Raw genomic sequence first — 22,326 nt, 5'->3', positions numbered from 1 at the left:
GAGAGGGCGGGTCCGTAGCGTCGAGGACATGAACCCCGCCAGTACCGGGGCGTCCACCGTCGTGGGCGCCGCCTCGTCCGTCCCCTCCGTCCCCGCTGCCGACTCCCGGATGACCCCTGGCGGTCCCGGCTACCGCCGGATGAGCCTCGCGCTGTTCCTCGCGGGTGTCGCCACCTTCGCGCTGCTCTACTCCACGCAGGCCCTGCTGCCGCTGATCTCCGGGGACTTCGCGGTGACCGCCGGTGCGGCCAGTTGGACGGTGGCGGCGGCGACCGGCGGGCTGGCCCTGTTCGTGCTGCCGATGAGCGCCCTGTCGGAGCGCTACGGCCGCCGTACGGTGATGACGGCCTCGCTGGCGGTCGCGGTGGGCGTCGGACTGCTGGTGCCCTTCGCGCCGTCGATCGGCGCGCTGGTGGTGCTGCGGGCGGTGCAGGGCGCGGCGCTGGCCGGTCTGCCGGCGTCGGCGACGGCGTATCTGGCGGAGGAGGTCCGGCCGAAGGCGCTGGTCACGGCGATCGGGCTGTTCGTCGCGGGCAACAGCGTCGGCGGGATGAGCGGCCGGGTCATCACCGGCTGGGTCGCGCAGGAGTGGGGCTGGCGGGTCGCCGTCGGGGTGATCGGCGTGATCGCGGTGGCCTGCGCGGTGGCCTTCCGGCTGCTGCTGCCGACGCCGAAGCACTTCACGCCGGGCTCGCTGCGGCCGCGGGTGCTGGTCGACACGGTGCGCGGGCACCTGTCCGACCCGCTGCTGCGCCGGCTGTACGCGATCGGCGCGCTGTTCATGACGGTCTTCGGCGGCGTGTACACGGTCATCGGCTATCGGCTGACGGAGGAGCCGTTCGGGCTTCCGCAGGGCGTCGTCGGTTCGATCTTCCTGGTCTACCTGGTCGGTACGGTGTCGGCGTCGACGTCCGGCCGCCTGGTGGGCCGCCTCGGCCGCCGGGGCGCGCTGTACCTGGCCGGCGGCACCACGGCGGCGGGGCTGCTGCTGTCGCTCGCGGACTCCCTCGTCCTGGTCCTGCTGGGCCTGGTGCTGATCACGGCGGGCTTCTTCGCGGGGCACGCGGTGGCGTCCTCGGCGGTCAGCAAGACGGCGACGACCGGCCGCGCCCAGGCGTCGGCGCTCTACCAGTCCGCGTACTACATCGGCTCCAGCGCGGGCAGCACCCTCGGCGCGCTGGCCTTCCACTCGGGCGGCTGGGCCGGGACGGTGGCGGTCGGCCTGCTGGCGGTGCTCGGCGTCGTGTCGATCACGGTGCTGGGGACGCGGGCGGCGCGGCGGAGCGTGGCCGTCGCGCGCTGAGAGTCGTACGAACCCCCTGCTCGGGCCCGGCTGTCAGTGGTCGCGGACAGCGTCCACGGGTTCATGGCTCAACCGGTTGGCCGAGCAGGGGGTTTGATGCCGATGGAGTGCCGGATCGATCGCGGGGAGTTCCGGGGGCCGGGCGGCTATGTCAACCCCGCTCGCCTGCTGGAGGCGCTCGCGTCGTTCGAGGCGGAGGGGCTGGAGCTGCTCAGCTGGTCTGGCCTGGGGTTTCGGGAGCTCGGGGGGCCGTTGTCAGTGGGCTGGGGTAGCTTCCGAAGTACTGGACGGAACGCCACAGGGGTGGGTGGACGACGATGACTGACGGTACGGCGACGGTCGACGACCTCGACGCGAGGCTGGAGCGGCACCGGGTCGAGCTGACGGGATACTGCTACCGGATGCTCGGCTCCTCCTTCGAGGCCGAGGACGCGGTGCAGGACACCCTGGTGCGCGCCTGGCGGAGCTACGACAAGTTCGAGGGGCGCAGCAGTCTGCGCTCCTGGCTGTACCGGATCGCGACGAACGTGTGCCTGGACATGCTGACCGCGGGCAACAAGCGGGCGCGGCCGATGGACCTGTCGGAGTCGACCCCGCTGGCCCAGGCCGCCCTCTCCCCCCGCCCCGACCACACCTGGCTGGAGCCCATGCCCGACGCGCGTGTGCTGCCGACGGTGGAGGACCCGGCGGAGGCGGCCGTGGCGAAGGAGTCGGTCCGGCTGGCCTTCATGGCGGCCCTGCAGCAGCTGCCGGCCAAGCAGCGGGCGGTGCTGATCCTGCGTGAGGTGCTGGCGTGGAAGGCCAGCGAGGTCGCCGAGCTGCTGGACACCTCGGTGGCGTCGGTGAACAGCGCGCTGCAGCGGGCGCGGGCGACGCTGGCGGAGCGCTCGGACCGGGCGGCGGAGGCCGCCGTCTCCGACCCGCTGGACGAGGACCAGCAGAAGCTCCTGGAGCGCTATGTGGCGGCCTTCGAGGGGTACGACATGACGGCCCTCACCGCTCTCCTGCACGAGGACGCGGTCATGACGATGCCGCCGTTCGACCTGTGGCTGACCGGCCACGACGACATCACCGGCTTCATGACCACCCTCGGCTCCGCCTGCGCCGGCTCGCGTCTGATCCCGGTCAGGGTCAACGGCCTGCCCGGCTTCGCCCAGTACAAGCCCGACCCGGAGAAGGGCGGGTACACCCCCTGGTCGATCCAGGTCCTGGAGATATCAGACGGCCGCCTCACCGGTTTCCACTTCTTCCTCGACACCCAGCGCTGGTTCCCCCTCTTCGGCGTCCCCCTCCACCTCGACGGGGAGGGCGACGAGGGCGAGCAGGGCGCGTAGCGCGGGGTCGGGGTCCCGGAGCCGGATCCGGCCCCCGGCCCGCCGGGCGGCCAGCTGAAGGCGGGCGAGGGCGTCGACGGCCACCAGGCACGGCGGCCCCATCCCGCTCACATCCACCACGACGACCCCGCCGCCACCACCTTCCAGCAGCGCCCGCACCTCGTCGCTGAGTCCCGCCACCTGGTCACGGGTGGCGGGGCCGGTCAGGGTCAGCACGGGCGGTGTTTTGGGGTTCACATGGGGTAGACCCGCGAGGCGGCCGTAACTCATCGCGGGCCCCTTGGTGCCCTGGCGTGCCTGTCGTAGATCACATTGACCGGCTCCCCGGCGCCACCGGAGGGTTGGCCCTGTGCAGGGGGTGCTGAGCGGGTTCGCGGTGATCGCGGTCGTCATCGGGGTGGGCTGGCTGCTGGAGCGGCGCGGTGCGCTCGGCGGGCAGGGCCGGGAGGTGCTGACCGGGCTGACCTTCACGGTCGCGGGTCCGGCCCTGCTCTTCACGACCCTGGCGAGGGCCGACCTCGCCGTGCTGTTCTCCAGCCGGCTGCTCGTGACCGCGTTGAGCACGGTCGCGGTCAGCGGGGTGTTCGTGGCGGTCGGCGTGCTGCGGCACTGGGGCGTGGGCCGCACGACGATCGGCGCCCTGTGCTCCGGGTACGTCAACTCCGGCAACCTCGGCATCCCCATCGCCGCGTACGTCCTCGGTGACGCGTCCCTGGTGGCGCCGGTGCTGCTCTTCCAGGTGGTGCTGGTCACGCCGCTCGCCCTCACCGTGCTGGACCTGTCCGGGGAGGGTGGGAAGGGGTCGGTGGTGCGGCGGCTGCTGACGCCGCTGCGCAATCCGATGGCGGTGGGCTCGCTGTCGGGCGTGATGGTGTCGGCGGCGGGCTGGCACATTCCGGGCCCGGTCATGGACCCGCTCACCCTGATCGGCAACATGTCCGTCCCGGCGGCTCTGCTGGCCTTCGGCATGTCCCTGCACGGCAGCGCGCCGCCCGGCCGGGGGCGGGACCGTCGGCCGGTGCTGCTGTCGGTGGCGTTGAAGTCGGTGGGGCAGCCCCTGACGGCCTGGGCCCTCGCCACCGGCGTCTTCGGCCTGCACGGCGCCGCCCTGCTGGCCGTGGTGGTGACCTCCGCCCTGCCGGCCGCCCAGAACCTGTTCACCTACGCCAGCCGCTACCGGGTGGCCGAGACCCTGGCCCGCGAGTCGATCCTGCTGTCGACGGTGGTGTCGGTACCGGTGCTGGTCGGGGTGGCGGCGGTGCTGGGGTGACTCACGTCTCGGGGAATTCGCCGGTGTCGACGACGAGGTCGAAGGGGGCGGGAAGGGTGAGCAGTACGGGACCGGCGGGGGTCCACCGGTCCCGTTCACCCGAACGAGGAAGGTACGGGTCAGGCGATACGTTCCAGCACCACCGGGGACGGCGTGAACTCCGTTCCCGCGGCCGCGATGTCGTACGAACCGTCCACCGCCTGGAGGGCGTAGTCGAAGCGCTCCGGGGTGTCCGTGTGGAGGGTCAGCAGGGGCTGGCCCTCGGTCACCGGGTCGCCGGGCTTGGCGTGCATCTCGACGCCGGCCCCGGCCTGCACCGGGTCTTCCTTGCGGGCGCGGCCCGCGCCGAGGCGCCAGGCGGCGATGCCGATGTCGTAGGCGTCGAGGCGGGTGAGGACGCCGGAGGCGGGGGCCTTGATGACGTGCTGTTCCTTCGACGTGGGGAGCGGTGCGTCCGGGTCACCGCCCTGCGCGGCGATCATGCGGCGCCAGACGTCCATCGCGGAGCCGTCGGCGAGGGCCTTCGCCGGGTCGGCGTCCTTCACCCCGGCGGCGTTCAGCATCTCGCGGGCCAGGGCGACGGTGAGCTCGACGACGTCCGACGGGCCGCCGCCCGCCAGGACCTCCACCGATTCGCGGACCTCCAGCGCGTTGCCGGCGGTCAGGCCGAGCGGGGTGGACATGTCCGTGAGCAGGGCGACCGTCTTCACGCCGTGGTCCGTGCCCAGGCCGACCATCGTGGTCGCCAGTTCGCGCGCGTCCTCGATCGTCTTCATGAAGGCGCCGGTGCCGACCTTCACGTCCAGGACCAGGCTGCCCGTGCCCTCCGCGATCTTCTTCGACATGATGGAGGAGGCGATCAGGGGGATCGCCTCGACCGTGCCGGTGACGTCACGCAGGGCGTACAGCTTCTTGTCGGCCGGGGCGAGGCCGTCGCCCGCCGCGCAGATCACCGCGCCGGTGCCGTCCAGCACCGACAGCATCTCCTCGTTGGAGAGCAGGGCGCGCCAGCCGGGGATCGACTCCAGCTTGTCCAGGGTGCCGCCGGTGTGGCCGAGGCCGCGGCCGGACAGCTGCGGGACGGCCGCGCCGCAGGCCGCCACGAGGGGGGCCAGCGGGAGGGTGATCTTGTCGCCGACGCCGCCCGTGGAGTGCTTGTCGGCGGTGGGGCGGGAGAGGGAGGAGAAGTCCATCCGCTCGCCACTCGCGATCATCGCCGCCGTCCAGCGGGCGATCTCACGGCGGTTCATGCCGTTGAGCAGGATCGCCATCGCGAGCGACGACATCTGCTCGTCGGCGACCTCGCCGCGCGTGTACGCGTCGATGACCCAGTCGATCTGCTCGTCGCTGAGTTCCCCGCGGTCCCGCTTGGTGCGGATGACGGAGATGGCGTCCATGGCCATGGCGTTCCTTCCGAGACGTTCAGAAAAGTGTGCGGCCCCTCTGCGCGCGTCGCGAGTCGGAGCGTCGCGAGTCAGAGGGGCCGCACGGGAGTTACTTGGTGAGATGGTCCGGGCCGAATGCCTGGGGCAGCATCTGCGACAGCGGCAGGATCCCGGCGGGGGTCTCCAGCAGCAGGTCCGGCCCGCCGAACTCGTACAGCAGCTGGCGGCACCGTCCGCACGGGACGAGGATCTCGCCCCGGCCGTCCACGCACGTGAAGTGCGTGAGGCGGCCCCCGCCGGTCCGCTGCAGCTCCGAGACCAGCCCGCACTCGGCGCACAGGCCGAGCCCGTAGGAGGCGTTCTCGACGTTGCAGCCGGAGACCGTACGGCCGTCGTCGACCAGGGCCGCGACACCGACCCGATAGTTGGAGTAGGGGGCGTACGCGTGGGTCATGGCCTCGCGGGCCACCGCGCGCAGCGCCTCCCAGTCGCAGTCGGGCGCGGCCGGGGTCACTTGCCCTGTCCCTTCCGGTAGGGCAGGCCGTCCGCCTTGGGCATGCGCAGGCGCTGTGCGGACAGAGCGAGCACCAGCAGGGTGACGACGTACGGGGCGGCGGTGACGACCTGGCTGGGGACCTCGTCGGTGCTGGTGTACCAGACGAACATCACGGCGGAGATCACGGCGGTGATGCCCGCGCTGATGTACTTCTTCTTCCACAGCAGGTAGACCGCGCCGACGACCAGCAGCATCGCCAGCAGCAGGACCAGCGCGTGGACGTTCACGGTGCCGCCGCGCAGGTTGAGGCTGTTGGTGTAGCCGAACAGGCCGGCGCCGAGGGCGAGGCCGCCCGGCATCCAGTTACCGAAGATCATCGCGGCGAGGCCGATGAAGCCACGGCCGGCGGTCTGGCCGTCGAGGTAGACGTTGGACGCCACGATCGACAGGAAGGCGCCGCCGAGGCCGGCGAGACCGCCGGAGACGACCACCGCGATGTACTTGTACTTGTAGACGTTGACGCCGAGGGACTCGGCGGCGATCGGGTTCTCGCCGCAGGAGCGCAGCCGCAGACCGAAGGACGTCCGCCACAGCACCCACCAGGTGCCCGGTACGAGGGCGATGGCGATGACGGTCAGCGGCGACAGGTTGGTGACCAGGCCGCCGAGCAGGCCGGCGATGTCCGAGATCAGGAACCAGTGCTTGTTGTTGAGGTCCACCAGCCAGTCGGACAGGCCCGGGATGTCGAAGTCGCCCAGCGACTCGATCGGCGGGGACTGCTTGGAGGAGCCCTGCGGGGCGTCCTCGAAGGTGAACTTCGACAGGTAGCGGGTGGCACCCAGGGCGAGGATGTTCAGCGCCACACCGGAGACGATGTGGTTGACGTTGAAGGTGACGGTGGCGATGGCGTGCAGCAGCGCGCCGAGGGCGCCGCCGATGATGCCGAAGAGGACACCGGTCCACGGGCCCCACTGGTAGCCGGCCCAGGCGCCGAACCAGGTGCCGAGGATCATCATGCCTTCGAGGCCGATGTTGACGACGCCCGCGCGTTCGGCCCACAGGCCGCCGAGACCGGCGAGGCCGATCGGGACGGCGAGGCGGAGCGCCGTGGAGGTCTGGCCGACGGAGGTGATGCCGTCCGCGCCGGAGATCAGGCGGACGATCGAGGTGAGGACCAGCACACCCGCGATGATCAGCAGGAGTACGGGGAGCGAGATACGGCGGCTGCCGTTGCCGGGCTTTTTCGCCGGGCTCTTGGCGACGGTCGCGGTGCTCATCAGGCAGCCGCCTCCTTGTGGACGTTGCTGTTGGCGGCCTCGGCGGCGAGCTGCACGCCGACCCGGTGCTGCTGGCGGCGCAGGCCCCACTGCCGTACGAACTCGTACGAGATGACGACCGTGAAGACGATCACGCCCTGCATGATCGTGGCGATCTCCTTCTCGTAGGCCGTCGGGGTGGCGTAGTCGAGGGCGGGGGACGCCTTGTCGAGGAAGGCCCACAGCAGGGCGGCGAGCGCGATGCCGCCGGGGTTGTTGCGGCCGAGCAGGGCGATGCCGATGGCGGTGAAGCCGAGGCCGGCCGGGAAGCTCAGGCTGTAGGTGTGGGCGGAGCCGAGCAGCAGCGGCAGGCCCGCGAGGCCGGCCACGCCGCCGGAGATGAGCATCGCGGTGAGCACCATCTTCTTGGCGTTGACGCCGGAGGCCGCGGCGGCGGTCTCGGAGGCGCCGGTGGCGCGCAGGTCGAAGCCGAAGCGGGTGCGGTTGAGGACCACCCAGTAGGCGATGCCGACCAGGACCGCGAGGAAGACCAGGCCGTAGATCTCGCCGACGTCCGGGCCGAGGTCGAAGCCGGAGACCCAGCCGGACTCCTTCATCTCGCCGGTGGTGATGTTGTCACCGAGGCGGACGCCGAAGTTGTCGGTGAGGGTGAGGTAGGCGATGAGGCTGGTGGCGATCGAGTTCAGCATGATCGTCGAGACGACCTCGCTGACGCCGCGGGTGACCTTCAGGATGCCCGCGATACCGGCCCACATGGCGCCGGTGAGCGCGCCGACCAGCAGCAGCATCGGGACCTGGAGGAAGGACGGCAGCGCGACGTGCGCGCCGACCACCGCGGTCATCAGGGCGCCGAGGCGGTACTGGCCGTCGACGCCGATGTTGAACAGGTTCATCCGGAAGCCGAGGGCGACCGCGATGGCGGCGATGTAGTACATCGACGCCTGGTTGACGATCAGGACCTGGATGTCGGAGAAGCCGATCTGCTCCAGCATCAGGCTGTAGGGCTCGATCGGGTTGCGGCCGGAGGCGATCAGCACGACCGAGGTCAGCAGGATCGCCGCGACCAGCGCGATGACCGGGCCGGCCAACGCGAAGAGCACCCGCTCCTTGTCGAACTTCTTCATCGGGCCTCGTCCTCCGGGGCGGCGTCGTCCGCGCTTGTCTCGTGGTGCTCCAGGTGACCCGACGCGGCACCGGTCATGGCCGAGCCGAGCTCCTCCGGCGTGATGGTGGCGGGGTCGGCGTCGGCGACCAGCCTGCCGTCGAAGATGACGCGCAGGGTGTCCGACAGGCCGATCAGCTCGTCCAGGTCGGCGGAGATCAGCAGTACGGCCAGGCCCTGGCGGCGGGCCTCGCGGATGCGGTCCCAGATCTGGGCCTGCGCGCCGACGTCCACACCGCGGGTGGGGTGGGCGGCGATCAGGAACTTCGGGTTGTGGCTCATCTCGCGGCCGACGATCAGCTTCTGCTGGTTGCCGCCGGACAGGGAGGCGGCGGTGACGTCGATGCCGGGCGTGCGGACGTCGAACTCCTCGACGATCCGGCGGGTGTCGGCCTGGGCGCCCTTGGGGTCGAGCCAGAAGCCCTTGGCGTTGGGGGCCTCGGTGACATGGCCGAGGATGCGGTTCTCCCAGAGCGGGGACTCCAGGAGCAGGCCCTGGCGGTGGCGGTCCTCGGGGATGTAGCCGACGCCGGACTCGCGGCGCTTGCGGGTGGGCTGTCCGGTGATGTCCTCGCCGAGGAACTCGATGGTGCCGGAGTCGGCGTTCTTGGTGCCGATCAGGGCGTCGATCAGCTCGGTCTGGCCGTTGCCCTCCACGCCCGCGATGCCCATCACCTCACCGGCGTGGATGGTGAAGGAGACGTCGTCGAGGGCCTTCTTCACCTCGCCGGTCTCCACGGCCTCCATGCCGCCGGTGATGCCCTCGGCGGCGGGTTCGGCCTCGACGCCGAGGGAGGCGCCGCCGCTGGCGTAGACGGTGAGGCCGCGGACGGTGACGACGGGCTGGTCGGTGACCGTGGACTCGGCGGTCTCCGGGGTGGGCAGCTCGCTGCCGACCATCATCTCGGCGAGCTGACGCGGGGTGGTCTTCGACGGGATCGCCGTGCCGACGGTGGTGCCGCGCCGGATGACGGTGATGTCGTCGGCGACGGAGAGGACCTCGCCCAGCTTGTGGGAGATGAAGATGACCGCGAGGCCCTCGGACTTCAGCTCGCGCAGGTTGGCGAAGAGTGCGTCGACCTCCTGCGGGACGAGCACGGCGGTCGGCTCGTCGAGGATGAGGGTGCGGGCGCCCCGGTAGAGGACCTTGAGGATCTCCACGCGCTGGCGGTCGGCGACGCCGAGGTCCTCGACGAGGGCGTCGGGGCGTACGCCGAGGCCGTACCGGTCGGAGATCTCCTTGATCTTCCTGCGGGCGCCGGCGCCGATGCCGTGCATCTTCTCGCTGCCGAGGACCACGTTCTCCAGCACGGTCAGGTTGTCGGCCAGCATGAAGTGCTGGTGGACCATGCCGATGCCACGGGCGATGGCGTCGGCGGGGCTGGAGAAGCTGACCTGCTCGCCCTCGACGGCGATGGTGCCCTCGTCCGGCTTCTGCATGCCGTAGAGGATCTTCATCAGGGTCGACTTGCCGGCGCCGTTCTCACCGACCAGGGCGTGCACGGTGCCCTTGCGGACCGTCAGGTGGATGTCGTGGTTGGCGACGACACCCGGGAATCGTTTGGTGATGCCCGTGAGCTCTACCGCGACGGTCGAGTTGGCGGTGAGCGGAGGGCTGCTGGACGCGTCGATGGCGCACTCTCCTCGGGAAAGGGGCCACTCTACGCGCGTAGCGCCCCTGCTTTAAATAGTGCCCGGACCTGATCGATCTTGAGTCGCGGTCCGACCCCTTCTCGATCTGTTCCGAGCATTCTGCCGCGAGAACGGGGTGCGGGAGGGCAATCCTCCATGCACCCCGTTCCGTGGTCGTAACGCTGTCATGACAGCGCACTTTCGGCCATGGTCCGAGTGGCCCACGGCCGGGGGGCCGGTGTCAGGAGGTCCGGACCTTGATGGAGCCGTCCTTGATGCCTTCCTCGGCCTTCTTCACGGCGTCCTGGATCTCGGTGTTGTCCGCGAACTCCGGGTTGGAGTTCGACAGGCTCACACCGCCGTTGGCCAGGTCACCGCGGATCACGCCGGTCTCCGGCTTGCCGTCCTTGACCGACTTGGCCAGCTCGAAGACCGCGCCCTCGACGTTCTTCATGGCCGAGGTGAGGATGGACGCCTTGTACGCGGACAGCGCGTCCTGCTTGTACTGGTCGGAGTCGACGCCGATCGCCCAGATCTTGTTGGCGGAGGCGGCCTTGATCACGCCCTGGCCGGACAGACCGGCGGCCGCGTAGACGACGTCCGCACCGGCGTCGATCTGACCCTCGGCCGCGCTCTGGCCCTTGTCGGGGCTGGAGAAGCCGCCCTCGGCCGCGGTCTGGGTCAGGAACTGCGACTTGACGGTGACACCCTTCTTGGTGTCCTCGACGCCCTGCTTGAAGCCCGCCTCGAACTTGCGGATCAGCGGGACGTCCACGCCACCGATGAAGCCGACGACATTGCTCTTGGTGGCCTTGGCGGCGACGACGCCGGCCAGGTAGGACGCCTGCTCCTCGGAGAAGACGAGGTCGGCGACGTTGTTCGCCTGGACCTGCTCGTCGTCGACGACACCGAAGGTGGTGTCGGGGAACTTCGGGGCGACCTCCTTGACGGCCGGCGCGTAGGCGAAGCCGACGCCGATCACCGGGTTGTAGCCCTTCTTGGCCAGCTGCTCCAGGCGCTGCACCTTGTCGGCGTCCGACTCGCCGTCCTGCGGCTCGACCGCGGTGGACTTGTAACCGAACTCCTTGTCGGCCTTCTCCATGCCCGCAGTGGCCGCATCATTGAAGGACTGGTCGCCCTTGCCGCCGATGTCGTACGCGAGCGCGAGGCCCAGGTTCTTGTCGTCGCCACCGGAGGACGACGAGGACGAGCTTCCGCAGGCGGAAGCAGTGAGAGCGAGCGCTGCGGTCGCAACACCCGCGATCGTGATACGGGACACCCGGCGCATGGAACGTGACTCCTTTGTGCAAGCGCCCCAACAAGGCGCTGGTTCCGCCGCAGCGTAACGCGCGTAGACCTGACGGAAAAACCCTTCTGTCCGGTCCGTTATCGAGCTGTGGCCACAGTCACTGTCCAGACTACGGACAGCAGCGCGCCCCTTGCGGGAAGCAAGGGGCGCATGGGCCGTAGGACGCCCGGAGGGCCTAGAGACCGGCCCTGAAAAGTCTGACTAATGGGAGTGGGAGGCGGTCATTCGGTGTTGACGGTGACCTTGCCGTCGATGATGTCCTGCTTGGCCTTGTTCACGGCCTCGACGACGTCCGTCATGGCCTTGTACTTCGGGTTGGAGTCGGCGAACCCGACGCCGTCGTTGGAGAGGCTGCCGCGGACCACGCCGGACAGCGGCTTGCCCTCGTAGACGGACTTCGCCAGGTCGTACACCGCGCCGCCGACGTTCTTCAGGGCCGAGCCGAGGATGTAGTCCTTGTACGCGGCCAGCGAGCTCTGGCTGTACTGGTCGGAGTCCACGCCGATCGCCCACACCTTGCGGGCGGCGGCCTCGCTGATCACGCCCTGGCCGGAGAGGCCGGCCGCGTGGTAGATCACGTCGGCGCCGGCGTCGATCTGGCCGCTGGCGCCCGCCTTGCCCTTGTCGGGGCTGGAGAAGCCGCCCTCCTGGGGCGTCTCGGTCAGGTACTGCGACTCGATCTTGATGCCGGGGTTGACCGACTTGGCGCCCTGGACGTAACCGGCCTCGAACTTGTGGATCAGCGGGATGTCCACACCGCCGATGAAGCCGATGTGCCCCTTCTTGGACGCCTTGGCGGCGGCGACACCCGCCAGGTACGACGCCTGCTCCTCGTGGAAGACCATGTCGGCGACGTTCGCGGCCTGGACCTGCTCGTCGTCGATGATCCCGAAGGTGGTCTTCGGGAACTTGACGGCGACCTCCTTGACGGCCGGCGCGTACGCGAAGCCGACGCCGATCACCGGGTTGTAGCCGGCCTGGGCGAGCTGCGTCAGACGCTGCACCTTGTCCGCGTCGGACTCGCCGTCCTGCGGCTCGACGTCCCGGCCGCCGATGCCGAACTCCTTGTCGGCCTTCTGGAAGCCGGCGTAGGCGGCGTCGTTGAAGGACTGGTCGCCGCGACCGCCGATGTCGTACGCCAGTCCGATGCCCTTGCCGGAGTACTTGCCGGACTCCTTGGCGTCGGCGCTGCTGGAGCTGGAGTTCGAGCTGGAGCTGGACTCACCGCAGCCGGCGGCCGCGAGCGCGACGACGGCGGCGGCCGCCGCGGCTCGGGTGAGTCTCGTCCCCCGCGATATCGGAGTCCTCCGAGAGTTCAGACGCATGGCAAGCACCCCTTCATCCCCACGGCACCGTCGTCAGTCGCCGGCCCGCATCCCCAATCAGCCGCCTTTGGTGGCGATTTCGGCGCACAGTAACGCGCGTAGAAGGGGAGGGGAACGGGGTTTCGAGAGGCCGTTATCGATTCGTGCCGACGGGGGGTCACGGGCGAGGGGTGTGGGTTACGGGCGGGTGTCGCAAGGGGGCAAAGGGGACGGAAGGGGCGGGGGGCACGTCCGCCGGGGCCGCCGCCAGCCGAGCCACCCGGCCCGGCACCGGCCATGCCATGCCATGCCATGCGGCACAGGAACGCGCTCACGAGATGACGCCCCACCGAGCGCCGAGTGACGTGGCCCTTCCACCTCGCGGCGTGTGATTGGAGCGTACGTATCGCACGGAGGAGGCGAACCACCAGGTCGGCAGCTTGCCCGCTGAGGCATTCGCTCCAATCCCCTCCTGCCGGACGGCACCACTTCACCCCGCCCCTCCACCCACCGACCTCAGCCCGCTGAGCCCACCCGGCCCGCAGGCGAGGCGGGACCGCGCCCCCAACCCGGTTCACGACTCAGCCCACCCAGGGGCCAACCCCCGTCGGCCACCCGCTCCTCCCCGGGCCGTTCGCTCGCTTCCGACCCGTGCTGGAGCGGACCGGGTCAAGGGTCGGCCGCAGGCCGATCGCCGAAGGCGGCGCGCAGCGCCCTTGACGCGGGACGTGGAGGCACGACACTGGCCGAGAAGCGGGCGGCCCCTACGGTCACTTGGCGGCGTACGTGAGGAAGTCGGCCCAGCCAGTGGGGGAACTTCCACCGACGGCCGCCTGGAGCCGCACCGACAGCTGGGCCGCCGCGACATCCGGAGCCCCCGCCCGAAACTCGACCTCATCGCAGGTCGAGCACCATCACGTCGTACAGCGGTGAGTCCGGGAAGGGCAGCTTCTCACCCGCGTGTTCGTACCCCCAGCTCTCGTACAGGGCCCGCAGCCGGGGACGCTCTCGGCGGACAAGGAGTTCGGCACGCCTCTCCCTCGTCGTGCATCAGGCGGGAGATGCCACGCCTGCGCCACCGCTCGCGGAGCATGTTCTCGCACAGCTTGAAGGTGGCGCTGTCATCGCGGGCCGTGAATCCGTACGTGAAACCCGCAACGTCATGGCCGACCGATGCGATGACGCAGCTCCACCCACCGGCAGCCGCATGACTCTCCAACCGTTCCTCGAAGCGCTCCATCGAGAAGAACGGGTTGGTCGCGATGTCGTCCGCGTACACGTCGGCGTACACATCCAGGACGGTGCCGCGGATCTCCGCCAGCCGCTCGCCGGTGTAGTAGCTGGTCGTCAGGAGATCTACGGACATCTGGCCACCGCCTCGTATCGTTGCGAGAGTTCCGCGGCACCTGGCGCACCGCGGTCGAGCAGGTCATCGCGCAGCCGTTCCAAACGCGCGACGATCCGGCCCCGCTGACCAACCCCACTCGTCCGCTTCCCTGGTGGCCGACGGGCGGAATCAGGCGCTAGTAGCCCCCGCCGAACCCCCCGAAGCTCCCCCCGTAGCCCCCGCCGAAGTCCCCTCCGATACCGCCGTAGTCGCTGCCCGACGGGCCGTGGCGGTACTGGGAGCCGGAGCCGCGCCCGGGTGGCTGGGGCGGGCGGGGAGGTGGGATGCGCTTCGGGGAGCGCCAGGTGAGGTCCGTGACGTTCAACCACCACTCCTCGAAGGACGCCGGGTTGTCCGGTGCCGAGCACTCCGTGGCCACCGCCTGCTGGGCCGCCTCGTCCCACTCGGCGTGCGGGATGCCCTCCTGGCCGAGGCGGACCAGGTCGGTCTCCAGGTCCCGGGCGGTCAGCGGCGCCTCGGAGCGGCGTGGGCCGAGCGGCTGAGGGGTCGCGAGGGGTACGTCGTGCCGGTGAATGTAGACCGTCGTACCGGCCGCGCCGACACCCCAGCCCCATACGGCGCGTTTCGCCATCGCCCGGTACCGGGCCTGGCGTTCCCGAAAGTTCCGTCGGCGTTCCAACTGTTCCGCCTCCCAGCGGAATCTGCGTGTCTCCCGCGCGAGGCGTTCCTCCTCCTTGTGCGCGGCGAGCCGGCGCTCTATCTCCTGGCGTACCGGCAGGTACTCCCCCTCGGCGGCGGCCAGCTCGGCGCGGAACCGCTCCTTGGCTCGTATCATGCGCCGCCGCGCGCCGGGCAGATACCGGTGCAGTCCGTGGTGGGTCACCGCCCGGCACGCCCGCTCCGCCTCCGCGACCCGTTCCCGCAGGCGCTCGGCGGCGGTCCGCCACTCCTCGCGCTCGGCGTCGGTGGCGCGGACGGCGTCAGTGCCCAGATTGCCGGCGCCGACGCGGCCGACCGGGTAGTAGGAGTACGAATGTCCCCACAGCAGTTGTATGTACGAGGTCACCTTCCGCACCTCGACGATTCCGCTCCGCCGCGCCGTTCCCCCCATGGCGCATCACCTCCCCGTCCTCTGGGGATTCCCGACCCCGACCGCGTCAACCGTCTTGACGTGCCCTTGACGAAGTGGGTTCATGGGAGCGCTCCCACCGCACGCTTCACAGCACAGCTCCATGCCCCTGCTCCCCACCAGTCACTTTTGGAGCCGCAGTGAGAACATCGAAAAGCCTGCTGACCCGTCTCGTCGGCCTGCTGGCGCTGATCGCCCTGGCCGTCGCGAGTCCCGGCGCGGCGCACGCCGCCGGGTCGTCGCCCGGCACCCTCGCCACCGGCCTGCACATCAGCGATGGCCGGCTGCTGGAGGCCAACGGGAACGACTTCGTCATGCGCGGCGTGAACCACGCCCACACCTGGTACCAGAGCCGCCTGCAGCAGTCGCTCGCCGACATCAAGGCCACCGGCGCCAACACCGTCCGTGTCGTCCTCGCCGACGGCCACCGCTGGGCCGCCAACGACCCCGCCGACGTCGCGAACGTCATCGCGCAGTGCAAGGCCAACCGGCTGATCTGCGTACTGGAGGTGCACGACACCACCGGCTACGGCGAGGAGGCCGCCGCCGGCACCCTCGACCACGCGGCCGACTACTGGATCGGTCTGAAGGACGTCCTGGCCGGCCAGGAGAACCACGTCATCATCAACATCGGCAACGAGCCCTGGGGCAACACCAACCCCGAGGGCTGGACCGAGCCCACCGTCGCCGCCGTCAAGAAGCTGCGCGCCGCCGGGTTCGAGCACACGCTGATGGTGGACGCGCCGAACTGGGGCCAGGACTGGCAGGGCGTCATGCGGGCCAACGCGCAGTCCGTCTACGCCGCCGACCCCACCGGCAACCTGATCTTCTCGATCCACATGTACAGCGTCTTCGACACCGCGCAGGAGATCACCGACTATCTGAGCGCCTTCGTCGCCGCCCGACTGCCCATCCTCATCGGGGAGTTCGGCGGCCCGGCCGACCAGTGGGGCGACCCCGACGAGGACACCATGATGGCCGAGGCCGAGCGGCTCGACCTGGGCTACCTCGCCTGGTCCTGGAGCGGCAACACCGACCCGGTCCTCGACCTGGCCATCGGCTTCGACGCGAACAACCTCAGCTCCTGGGGGCAGCGGATCTTCCACGGCGTCAACGGCATCGCGCAGACCTCCCGCGAGGCCACGATCTACGGCGGCGGCAACCCCGGCGACACCGAGGCGCCGACCGCCCCGGGCACCCCGGCCGCGTCCGCCGTCACCGCCGGCTCCGCCACCCTCACCTGGGGCGCGGCTTCTGACAACGTTGGCGTGACCGGGTACGACGTCGTCCGCGTCGACGGCACCTCGGAGACCCGGGTCGCCGCCGCCACCGGCACCACGGCCACCGTGACCGGGCTCAGCCCCGCCACGTCGTACACCTTCGCCGTCTACGCCCGTGACGCGGCCGGCAACCGCTCGCCCCGCTCGGCCACCGTCACCGTCACCACCGAGTCGGGTCCGCCCGCCGGATCCTGCGCCGTCGGCTACCGCGCGGTCGGCGAGTGGCCGGGCGGCTTCCAGGGTGAGATCGTCGTCCACAACACGGGCACGGCCGCCGTGGACGGCTGGACGCTGGCCTTCACCTACGCCGACGGCCAGACCGTCTCCACCATGTGGGGCGGTACGGCCACCCAGTCCGGCGGCGCGGTGAGCGTCACCCCCGCCTCCTACACCCGCACCATCGCCCCCGGCGGCTCGGTCACCGTCGGCTTCATCGCGAGCAAGGGCGCCACGAACACCGCCCCGGCGACCTTCACCCTCAACGGCAGCACCTGCACGACGACCGGCTGACCGCCGGCGTCCCGCCGTACGCCCCGTCTGCCGGCCTGCGGGTCGGAGGACGGGGCGTTGTGTGTGCCGGCGCCCCGCGCCTGTCACCGTGCGTGTCCGGGGCGCTGCTCGGAGGTGGCGCGTACCGGCTCGGTCCCGGTAGGTGGACAGTCTCGGCGTGTCCTGGGCGCCGCGTGGTATCCGTGAGGGAGAGAGAAGCGGGGTGATCCCATGATCGACTTCGGTCGGACGACGGGCGAGTTTACCCACCCCAGACTGCAGCCATGCGCCACGCGGCCAACTTTTCTTCCCCTATCGGGTTGAAGTTTTGTAGATCCTGGGTCAGTTGACCGCCCCGGCGTCCTACCCTTCAGAGGGTGAAGCAACTGATGTCCCGAGAGTCCGAGGCCGATTCCGCCGGGAAAGCGCTGCTCCCCGGCACTCTTCCCGAGGCCCTGCGCGCCGAACTCGTCGCGTTCCGCCGCGACTTGCACATGCATCCCGAGCTCGGCAACCAGGAGTTCCGTACGACCGCCGCGATCAAGGAGCGCCTGGAGAAGGCGGGCCTCGCGCCGCGCGTCCTCACCACGGGCACCGGACTCATCTGCGACATCGGCACCGCCGACGGAAGCCCGGCAGACGGCGTGCCCGTGCTCGCCCTGCGCGCCGACATCGACGCGCTGCCCATCCCGGACACGAAGAGTGACTGCGCGTACCGGTCGACCGTGCCCGACCGCGCGCACGCCTGCGGCCACGACGTGCATACGACGGTCGTGCTCGGCGCCGGCCTGGTCCTGGCCGACCTGCACCGCGAGGGGCGACTGCCGCGTCCGGTCCGGCTGATCTTCCAGCCCGCCGAGGAGGTCCTGCCCGGGGGCGCCGCCGACGCGATCGAGTGCGGGGCGCTGGACGGGGTGGGGCGGATCCTCGCCGTGCACTGCGACCCCCGGGTCGACGCCGGGCGGATCGGGCTGCGGGCCGGTGCCATCACCTCCGCCTGCGACCGCCTGGAGATCTCCCTCGACGGCCCCGGCGGCCACACGGCCCGCCCGCACCTGACGACCGACCTGGTCACGGCGGCGGCCCGGGTGATCACCGACGTCCCCGCGCTGGTCTCCCGCCGCGTCGACACCCGCTCCGGCCTCGCGGTCACCTGGGGCCGGATCGAGTCCGGCCACGCGCCGAACGTCATCCCGCAGCACGCCGAGCTGTCCGGCACCGTGCGCTGCCTGGACATCGAGGCGTGGCGGCAGGCACCGGACATCGTGGTCGCCGCGATCGACGAGGTCGCCAACCTGAACCGCGCCAAGTCGGAGATCAACTATGTCCGTGGCGTCCCGCCGGTCGTCAACGACCCCCAGGTCGCCGACCTGCTGCACGAGGCGATGACCGCCCGCCGCGGCCCGGACTCCGTCGAGGGCACCGAGCAGAGCCTCGGCGGCGAGGACTTCTCCTGGTACCTGGAGCGCGTCCCCGGCGCCATGGCCCGCCTCGGCGTCCGCACCCCCGGCGAGCGCACCGTCCGCGACCTCCACCAGGGCGACTTCGACGCGGACGAGTCGGCGATCACGGTCGGCGTGGAGCTCTTCACGGCGGCGGCACTGCTGGACGCGGCGACACGGGAGGCGTGAGCCCGGCGGATGCCCGAAGGGGGCCCGTCCGGGCCTCCCGAACCAGCTATTTCATGCCCGACGGCTCAACCCGCACGCTGCCGCCGTGTGTCTCTCCGGTCACTGTGATCACGTGGGTCACCGGGGCCCCCGGCACCGCGTGGCGTGAGGCGTTGTCGCGGATTCGGCCGCCGTAGGTGGCGATGCCGGTCAGGTCCACGGCGATTCCGGGCGGCACCGTGAGGCGCACGCTGCCGCCGGCCGACGAGAGCCGGAGGGTGCTCCGGCCGCCCTCCGGCAGTCGCGCCAGGGTGTAGTCCAGTCGCGCCGAGCCGCCGTGCAGTTCGAGGTGGATGACGCGTGGCACCACCCAGGCGCCCTCCCGGCGAAGGCGCTGGCCGGCCGTGACCCACCGCGCGACCTCCTCGTCCACCGGGGTCGGCGCGGCCGTGCGGACGGCCGGTGGGGCGGGCGCGGTGACCGGCAGGTCCTCGGTGAGCGGCTCCAGGTCCGCGTAGGTGCGCGCGGTGAGCGCACGCTCCACGCGCTCCTCCAGCTCATCGATGTCGAGCCGGCCGTCGGCCGCCGCGTCCCGCAGGATCTCCACCATCCGGTCGCGGTCCGCGTGCGAGACACGCAGCAGACGCGGATCGCGCTCGGCTCGGCCGCCCGGCTCCTCGATGCCCATGGCCCCGTACCTTACGACGCGGACCACCCCACCGACACCGCCGCCAGCCGGTGCACATCCCGGGCCGTGCCCGTGACGCCGGACAGGAAGCCCTGGGCGCGGGGTGAGGCGTGGGCGGTGAGCCAGGTGGGGTCGATGTCGCAGACCGCGATGCGCACCTCGGTGCCGGTGAGGGCGAGGGGGAGGGTGTGGACGACGGTGGAGGGGAAGCTGACCACGGTGGCGCCGATGGGGCCACGCCGGGCGATGAGTTCCAGGGGGAGTTCGGGGCGGACCACCTCCAGACCGGTCTCCACGGCCAGGCGGTGGAGTTTGTCGGCGCGTTCGCGGCGGTGGGCGAAGTAGCGGGTGGCGCCGTGTGCCCTGGCGAGGGCGCGGACCGCCTCGACGTACGCGTCGGCGTCGACCACGCCGGTCTCCACCAGGGAGGTGCCCACCAGGTCCGCGCCCTTGGTGACGCGCGGCGGGCCGAAGCGGGCGCGGGTCCAGGCGAAGGCGTTGCGGGTGACCCGCACGCCCTCGGGGGTCTCCCGGACCGGCATGGCGGAGAAGACCTCCACCTGGCGGTCGCCGCGAGGCGTCAGGCGGCGGCGCGCGGACGCGGACACCGGGGCGAACAGGACGTCACGCGGGCCCGGGCGGCCGCCCTTGCGGTGCCAGCGCACCAGGCGCTCCCCGCGGGCGAGCTGGGCGACGAACTCCATCGTCGCCGTGCCGTCGTCCACGACCACCAGCTCCGGCGCGCGGGTGATCGTCAGCAGCAGCTGTACGTAGCGGGAGAACGGGTCTCCCATGACGACCCGGTCCGCCCTGCGCAGCAGCCCGCTCAGGGAGCCGATCGTGCGGAAGGGGGCCGCGGTGCCGCCGCGGGCCTCCTCCCAGCGCACCTCGTGGCCCTCCTCGCGGGCCAGCTCCGCCATCCGGCGCAGCTGGCCCCGGGTCATCGGGTCGGTCGGGGACAGCACGACGAGGGTGAACCCCGCGCCGGGCTCCTGTCCGGGCGGGAGGTTCCGGGCGTGCGCCCACTCCAGCACGTTCAGGAGCTGTACCGGGCTCTCGACGAAGGCGAGGGTGTGGGGGGTGCCGTGGGTCCCGGCGTGGGGGCTCATGCTCGTACGACCATCCCGTCGTAAGGACCTGCTGACAGTGAGGGCTCAGACCGTGACCGGCTCGCCCGCCGCCGCCGCGATCTCCGCCTCGGCGACCACACCGGCGACGCGGCGCAGCTTCTTCATGGGGGCCAGCTCGGAGTCGTAGACCTTCTTCACGCCGTCACCGAGGGACGCCTCGATGGTGCGGATGTCGCGGACCAGGCGGGTGAGGCCCTGCGGCTCGACGGAGGCGGCCTGGTCGGAGCCCCACATCGCGCGGTCGAGGGTGATGTGGCGCTCGACGAAGGCCGCGCCGAGGGCGACCGCGGCGAGCGTGGTCTGCAGGCCGGTCTCGTGGCCGGAGTAGCCGATCGGGACGTTCGGGTACTCCTTCTCCAGCGTGTTGATGACGCGGAGGTTCAGCTCCTCGGCCTTTGCGGGGTAGGTCGAGGTGGCGTGGCACATGAGGATGTTGTCCGAGCCGAGGACCTCGACGGCGTGGCGGATCTGGCGCGGGGTGGACATGCCGGTGGAGAGGATGACCGTACGGCCCGTCGCGCGCAGGGCGCGCAGGAGTTCGTCGTCGGTGAGGGACGCGGACGCGACCTTGTGGGCGGGCAGGTCGAACTTCTCCAGGAAGGCGACTGCCTCGGTGTCCCACGGGGACGCGAACCAGTCGATGCCCTTCTCCTTGCAGTACTCGTCGATCCGGCGGTACTCGTCCTCGCCGAACTCGACGCGGTGCCGGTAGTCGATGTACGTCATCCGGCCCCAGGGCGTGTCGCGCTCGATGTCCCACTGGTCGCGCGGGGTGCAGATCTCGGGCGTGCGCTTCTGGAACTTGACGGCGTCACAGCCGGCCTCGGCGGCCGCGTCGATGAGCTTGAGGGCGTTCTCCAGCTCGCCGTTGTGGTTGATGCCGATCTCGCCGCAGATGTAGACGGGCCTGCCGGGGCCTACTTCGCGCGAACCGAAGGTGCGGAGGCGGGAGTTGGTGCTCATGGCGGAGATGTCCTTACTTGCTGGGGGATTCGAGAGAGTCGAGAGAGGGTCCGAGGATCCAGCCGGCGATCTCTCGGATCGCGCCGTCACCACCGGGGAGGGTGGTGACCGCGCGTGCGGCGCCGCGTACGACGTCATGTGCGCTCGCGACGGCCACGGGCCAGCCCACGAGGGCGAAGCACGGGAGGTCGTTGACGTCGTTGCCGACGTAGAGCACGCGCTCGGGCGCGATGCCCTGTTCCTCGCACCACTGCTTGAGTGCGAGGTCCTTGCGGTCGATGCCGTGCAGCACGGGGAGCCTCAGCTTCCGTGCGCGGGCGGCCACGACCGGGTTCTGTTCCGTGGACAGGATCAGCAGCTTCAGGCCGCTGCGCCGCAGGGCGGCGATGCCGAGTCCGTCCCCGCGGTGCACGGAGACGAACTCCCGTCCGTCGGAGTCGATCAGCACCCGGTCGTCGGTCTGGGTGCCGTCGAAGTCGAGGACGACCGCGTCGATGTCGGCGGCGGTCGGGAGGGCGCGGGGGCACTCCGCGTCGAGGAGGGGGGCCAGGGCTCGGGCCCGTGCCAGGTCGTGCGGGTCGTCGATCTCCAGGACGCGGGCGGGGTCGGTGCGGACGAGTTCCGTGCGGCCGAAGAAGCGGTGGCCGTGCTTGCGGAAGCCGACGGCGTCCATCGCGTAGGCGGCGCCGGTCTCCAGGTAGTCCTGGGGGCGGTCCTGGCGGCGGGGCCGGTACGCCTTGTCGTGGTTGACGCCCGTGCCGCCCTCCGAGTCCGCTGTTCGCCACACGAAGCCGTGGAAGGGGGCCACCGTGACCGCCGTGTCGGCGCCCTGCTCGGCGACCGCGGCGGCCACCCCGTCGATGTCCTCGCGGGCCACGAACGGGCTGGTGCACTGCACGAGCAGCACCACGTCCACGGCGGCGGCGTGCAGCGCCTCGTGGGTGTCCATCGCGTGCAGGACGGCCGCCTCGGAGGTCGCGGTGTCGCCGGCGATGGCGGCGGGGCGCAGCACGACCTCGGCGCCGGCCGCGCGGGCGGCGGCGGCGATGGCCTGGTCGTCGGTGGAGACGACCACGTCCGTGACGAGGCGGGTGGCCAGGCACTCGCGGACGGCGCGGGCGACCAGGGGGACGCCGCCCACGGGCGCGAGGTTCTTGGCGGGGACGCCTTTGGAGCCGCCTCGGGCGGGGATCACGGCGAGGATGCGGGTCATTGGG

At 71.2% G+C, this 22,326-nt stretch carries 19 protein-coding genes; 5 read left to right on the top strand and 14 right to left on the bottom strand.

The window, feature by feature from the left end; genetic code table 11:
- The first annotated feature begins 28 nt into the window (after positions 1 to 28).
- Entirely contained in the window at positions 29 to 1,303 is a 1,275-nt protein-coding gene (locus ACH5AC_RS01375; protein ID WP_398859468.1) for an MFS transporter, read from the top strand.
- Positions 1,304 to 1,620: 317 nt separating this feature from the next.
- Positions 1,621 to 2,637, top strand: coding sequence for a sigma-70 family RNA polymerase sigma factor (locus ACH5AC_RS01370; protein WP_398859467.1), 1,017 nt, complete (start codon positions 1,621 to 1,623; stop codon positions 2,635 to 2,637).
- Here the strand turns inward: ACH5AC_RS01370 and ACH5AC_RS01365 are convergent.
- Complete coding sequence (locus tag ACH5AC_RS01365; protein WP_398859466.1) at positions 2,521 to 2,907, bottom strand: STAS domain-containing protein; 387 nt, start codon at positions 2,905 to 2,907, stop codon at positions 2,521 to 2,523. The two genes, ACH5AC_RS01370 and ACH5AC_RS01365, sit on opposite strands and share 117 nt — an antisense overlap.
- 79 nt (positions 2,908 to 2,986) lie before the next feature.
- Between ACH5AC_RS01365 and ACH5AC_RS01360 the strand changes: the two genes are divergently transcribed.
- The gene (locus ACH5AC_RS01360) at positions 2,987 to 3,907 is read left to right on the top strand and encodes an AEC family transporter (RefSeq protein ID WP_398859464.1); all 921 of its coding nucleotides are present in this window, start codon (positions 2,987 to 2,989) and stop codon (positions 3,905 to 3,907) included.
- Positions 3,908 to 4,026: 119 nt separating this feature from the next.
- On the opposite strand, the gene ACH5AC_RS01355 is transcribed toward ACH5AC_RS01360, so the two are convergent.
- From ACH5AC_RS01355 to ACH5AC_RS01315, 9 genes are all read right to left on the bottom strand, one after another.
- Positions 4,027 to 5,310, bottom strand: a complete 1,284-nt coding sequence (locus ACH5AC_RS01355) for a thymidine phosphorylase (protein ID WP_398859463.1) — start codon at positions 5,308 to 5,310, stop codon at positions 4,027 to 4,029.
- Positions 5,311 to 5,401: 91 nt separating this feature from the next.
- On the bottom strand, positions 5,402 to 5,806 hold the full coding sequence (locus ACH5AC_RS01350) for a cytidine deaminase (protein WP_398859462.1): 405 nt from the start codon (positions 5,804 to 5,806) through the stop codon (positions 5,402 to 5,404).
- Entirely contained in the window at positions 5,803 to 7,065 is a 1,263-nt protein-coding gene (locus ACH5AC_RS01345; protein ID WP_398859461.1) for an ABC transporter permease, read from the bottom strand. Before ACH5AC_RS01345 ends, ACH5AC_RS01350 begins: the two co-directional genes overlap by 4 nt.
- Positions 7,065 to 8,189, bottom strand: a complete 1,125-nt coding sequence (locus tag ACH5AC_RS01340; protein WP_398859460.1) for an ABC transporter permease — start codon at positions 8,187 to 8,189, stop codon at positions 7,065 to 7,067. The genes ACH5AC_RS01345 and ACH5AC_RS01340 overlap by 1 nt, the downstream gene beginning before the upstream one ends.
- On the bottom strand, positions 8,186 to 9,859 hold the full coding sequence (locus ACH5AC_RS01335; protein ID WP_398860052.1) for an ABC transporter ATP-binding protein: 1,674 nt from the start codon (positions 9,857 to 9,859) through the stop codon (positions 8,186 to 8,188). The genes ACH5AC_RS01340 and ACH5AC_RS01335 overlap by 4 nt, the downstream gene beginning before the upstream one ends.
- A 241-nt stretch (positions 9,860 to 10,100) precedes the next feature.
- Positions 10,101 to 11,147: a BMP family protein gene (locus ACH5AC_RS01330; protein WP_398859459.1), complete on the bottom strand. Its 1,047-nt coding sequence runs from the start codon at positions 11,145 to 11,147 to the stop codon at positions 10,101 to 10,103.
- 242 nt (positions 11,148 to 11,389) lie between these two features.
- Positions 11,390 to 12,466, bottom strand: coding sequence for a BMP family protein (locus ACH5AC_RS01325; RefSeq protein WP_398860051.1), 1,077 nt, complete (start codon positions 12,464 to 12,466; stop codon positions 11,390 to 11,392).
- A 958-nt stretch (positions 12,467 to 13,424) separates the two neighbouring features.
- A complete protein-coding gene (locus ACH5AC_RS01320; RefSeq protein WP_398859458.1) occupies positions 13,425 to 13,838 on the bottom strand; it encodes a hypothetical protein in 414 nt (137 codons plus the stop codon).
- Between the two features lie 157 nt (positions 13,839 to 13,995).
- Positions 13,996 to 14,886 (bottom strand): hypothetical protein, encoded by an 891-nt coding sequence (locus ACH5AC_RS01315; RefSeq protein WP_398859457.1) that lies wholly within the window; start codon positions 14,884 to 14,886, stop codon positions 13,996 to 13,998.
- A 203-nt stretch (positions 14,887 to 15,089) separates the two neighbouring features.
- Here ACH5AC_RS01315 and ACH5AC_RS01310 point away from each other — a divergent pair, with 203 nt between their 5' ends.
- On the top strand, positions 15,090 to 16,739 hold the full coding sequence (locus tag ACH5AC_RS01310; RefSeq protein WP_398859456.1) for a cellulase family glycosylhydrolase: 1,650 nt from the start codon (positions 15,090 to 15,092) through the stop codon (positions 16,737 to 16,739).
- A gap of 368 nt (positions 16,740 to 17,107) precedes the next feature.
- Entirely contained in the window at positions 17,108 to 18,349 is a 1,242-nt protein-coding gene (locus ACH5AC_RS01305; protein WP_398860050.1) for an amidohydrolase, read from the top strand.
- A gap of 46 nt (positions 18,350 to 18,395) precedes the next feature.
- On the opposite strand, the gene ACH5AC_RS01300 is transcribed toward ACH5AC_RS01305, so the two are convergent.
- The 4 genes from ACH5AC_RS01300 to ACH5AC_RS01285 are packed head-to-tail and all read right to left on the bottom strand — an operon-like array spanning position 18,396 to position 22,322.
- Positions 18,396 to 19,016 carry a DUF1707 domain-containing protein gene (locus ACH5AC_RS01300; RefSeq protein WP_398859455.1) on the bottom strand — a complete coding sequence of 207 codons (621 nt, stop codon included), beginning with the start codon at positions 19,014 to 19,016 and terminating at the stop codon, positions 18,396 to 18,398.
- 11 nt (positions 19,017 to 19,027) lie between these two features.
- Complete coding sequence (locus tag ACH5AC_RS01295) at positions 19,028 to 20,125, bottom strand: hypothetical protein (RefSeq protein WP_398859454.1); 1,098 nt, start codon at positions 20,123 to 20,125, stop codon at positions 19,028 to 19,030.
- Between the two features lie 45 nt (positions 20,126 to 20,170).
- The gene (locus tag ACH5AC_RS01290) at positions 20,171 to 21,109 is read right to left on the bottom strand and encodes an N-acetylneuraminate synthase family protein (protein ID WP_398859453.1); all 939 of its coding nucleotides are present in this window, start codon (positions 21,107 to 21,109) and stop codon (positions 20,171 to 20,173) included.
- Between the two features lie 13 nt (positions 21,110 to 21,122).
- Positions 21,123 to 22,322, bottom strand: coding sequence for a cytidylyltransferase domain-containing protein (locus ACH5AC_RS01285; protein ID WP_398859452.1), 1,200 nt, complete (start codon positions 22,320 to 22,322; stop codon positions 21,123 to 21,125).
- Between the last annotated feature and the right edge of the window lie 4 nt (positions 22,323 to 22,326).

It is taken from the genome of Streptomyces sp. NPDC018693 (assembly GCF_044391385.1).
Taxonomy (GTDB): Bacteria; Actinomycetota; Actinomycetes; order Streptomycetales; family Streptomycetaceae; genus Streptomyces.
This window is presented reverse-complemented; position numbering and strand designations above follow the sequence as displayed.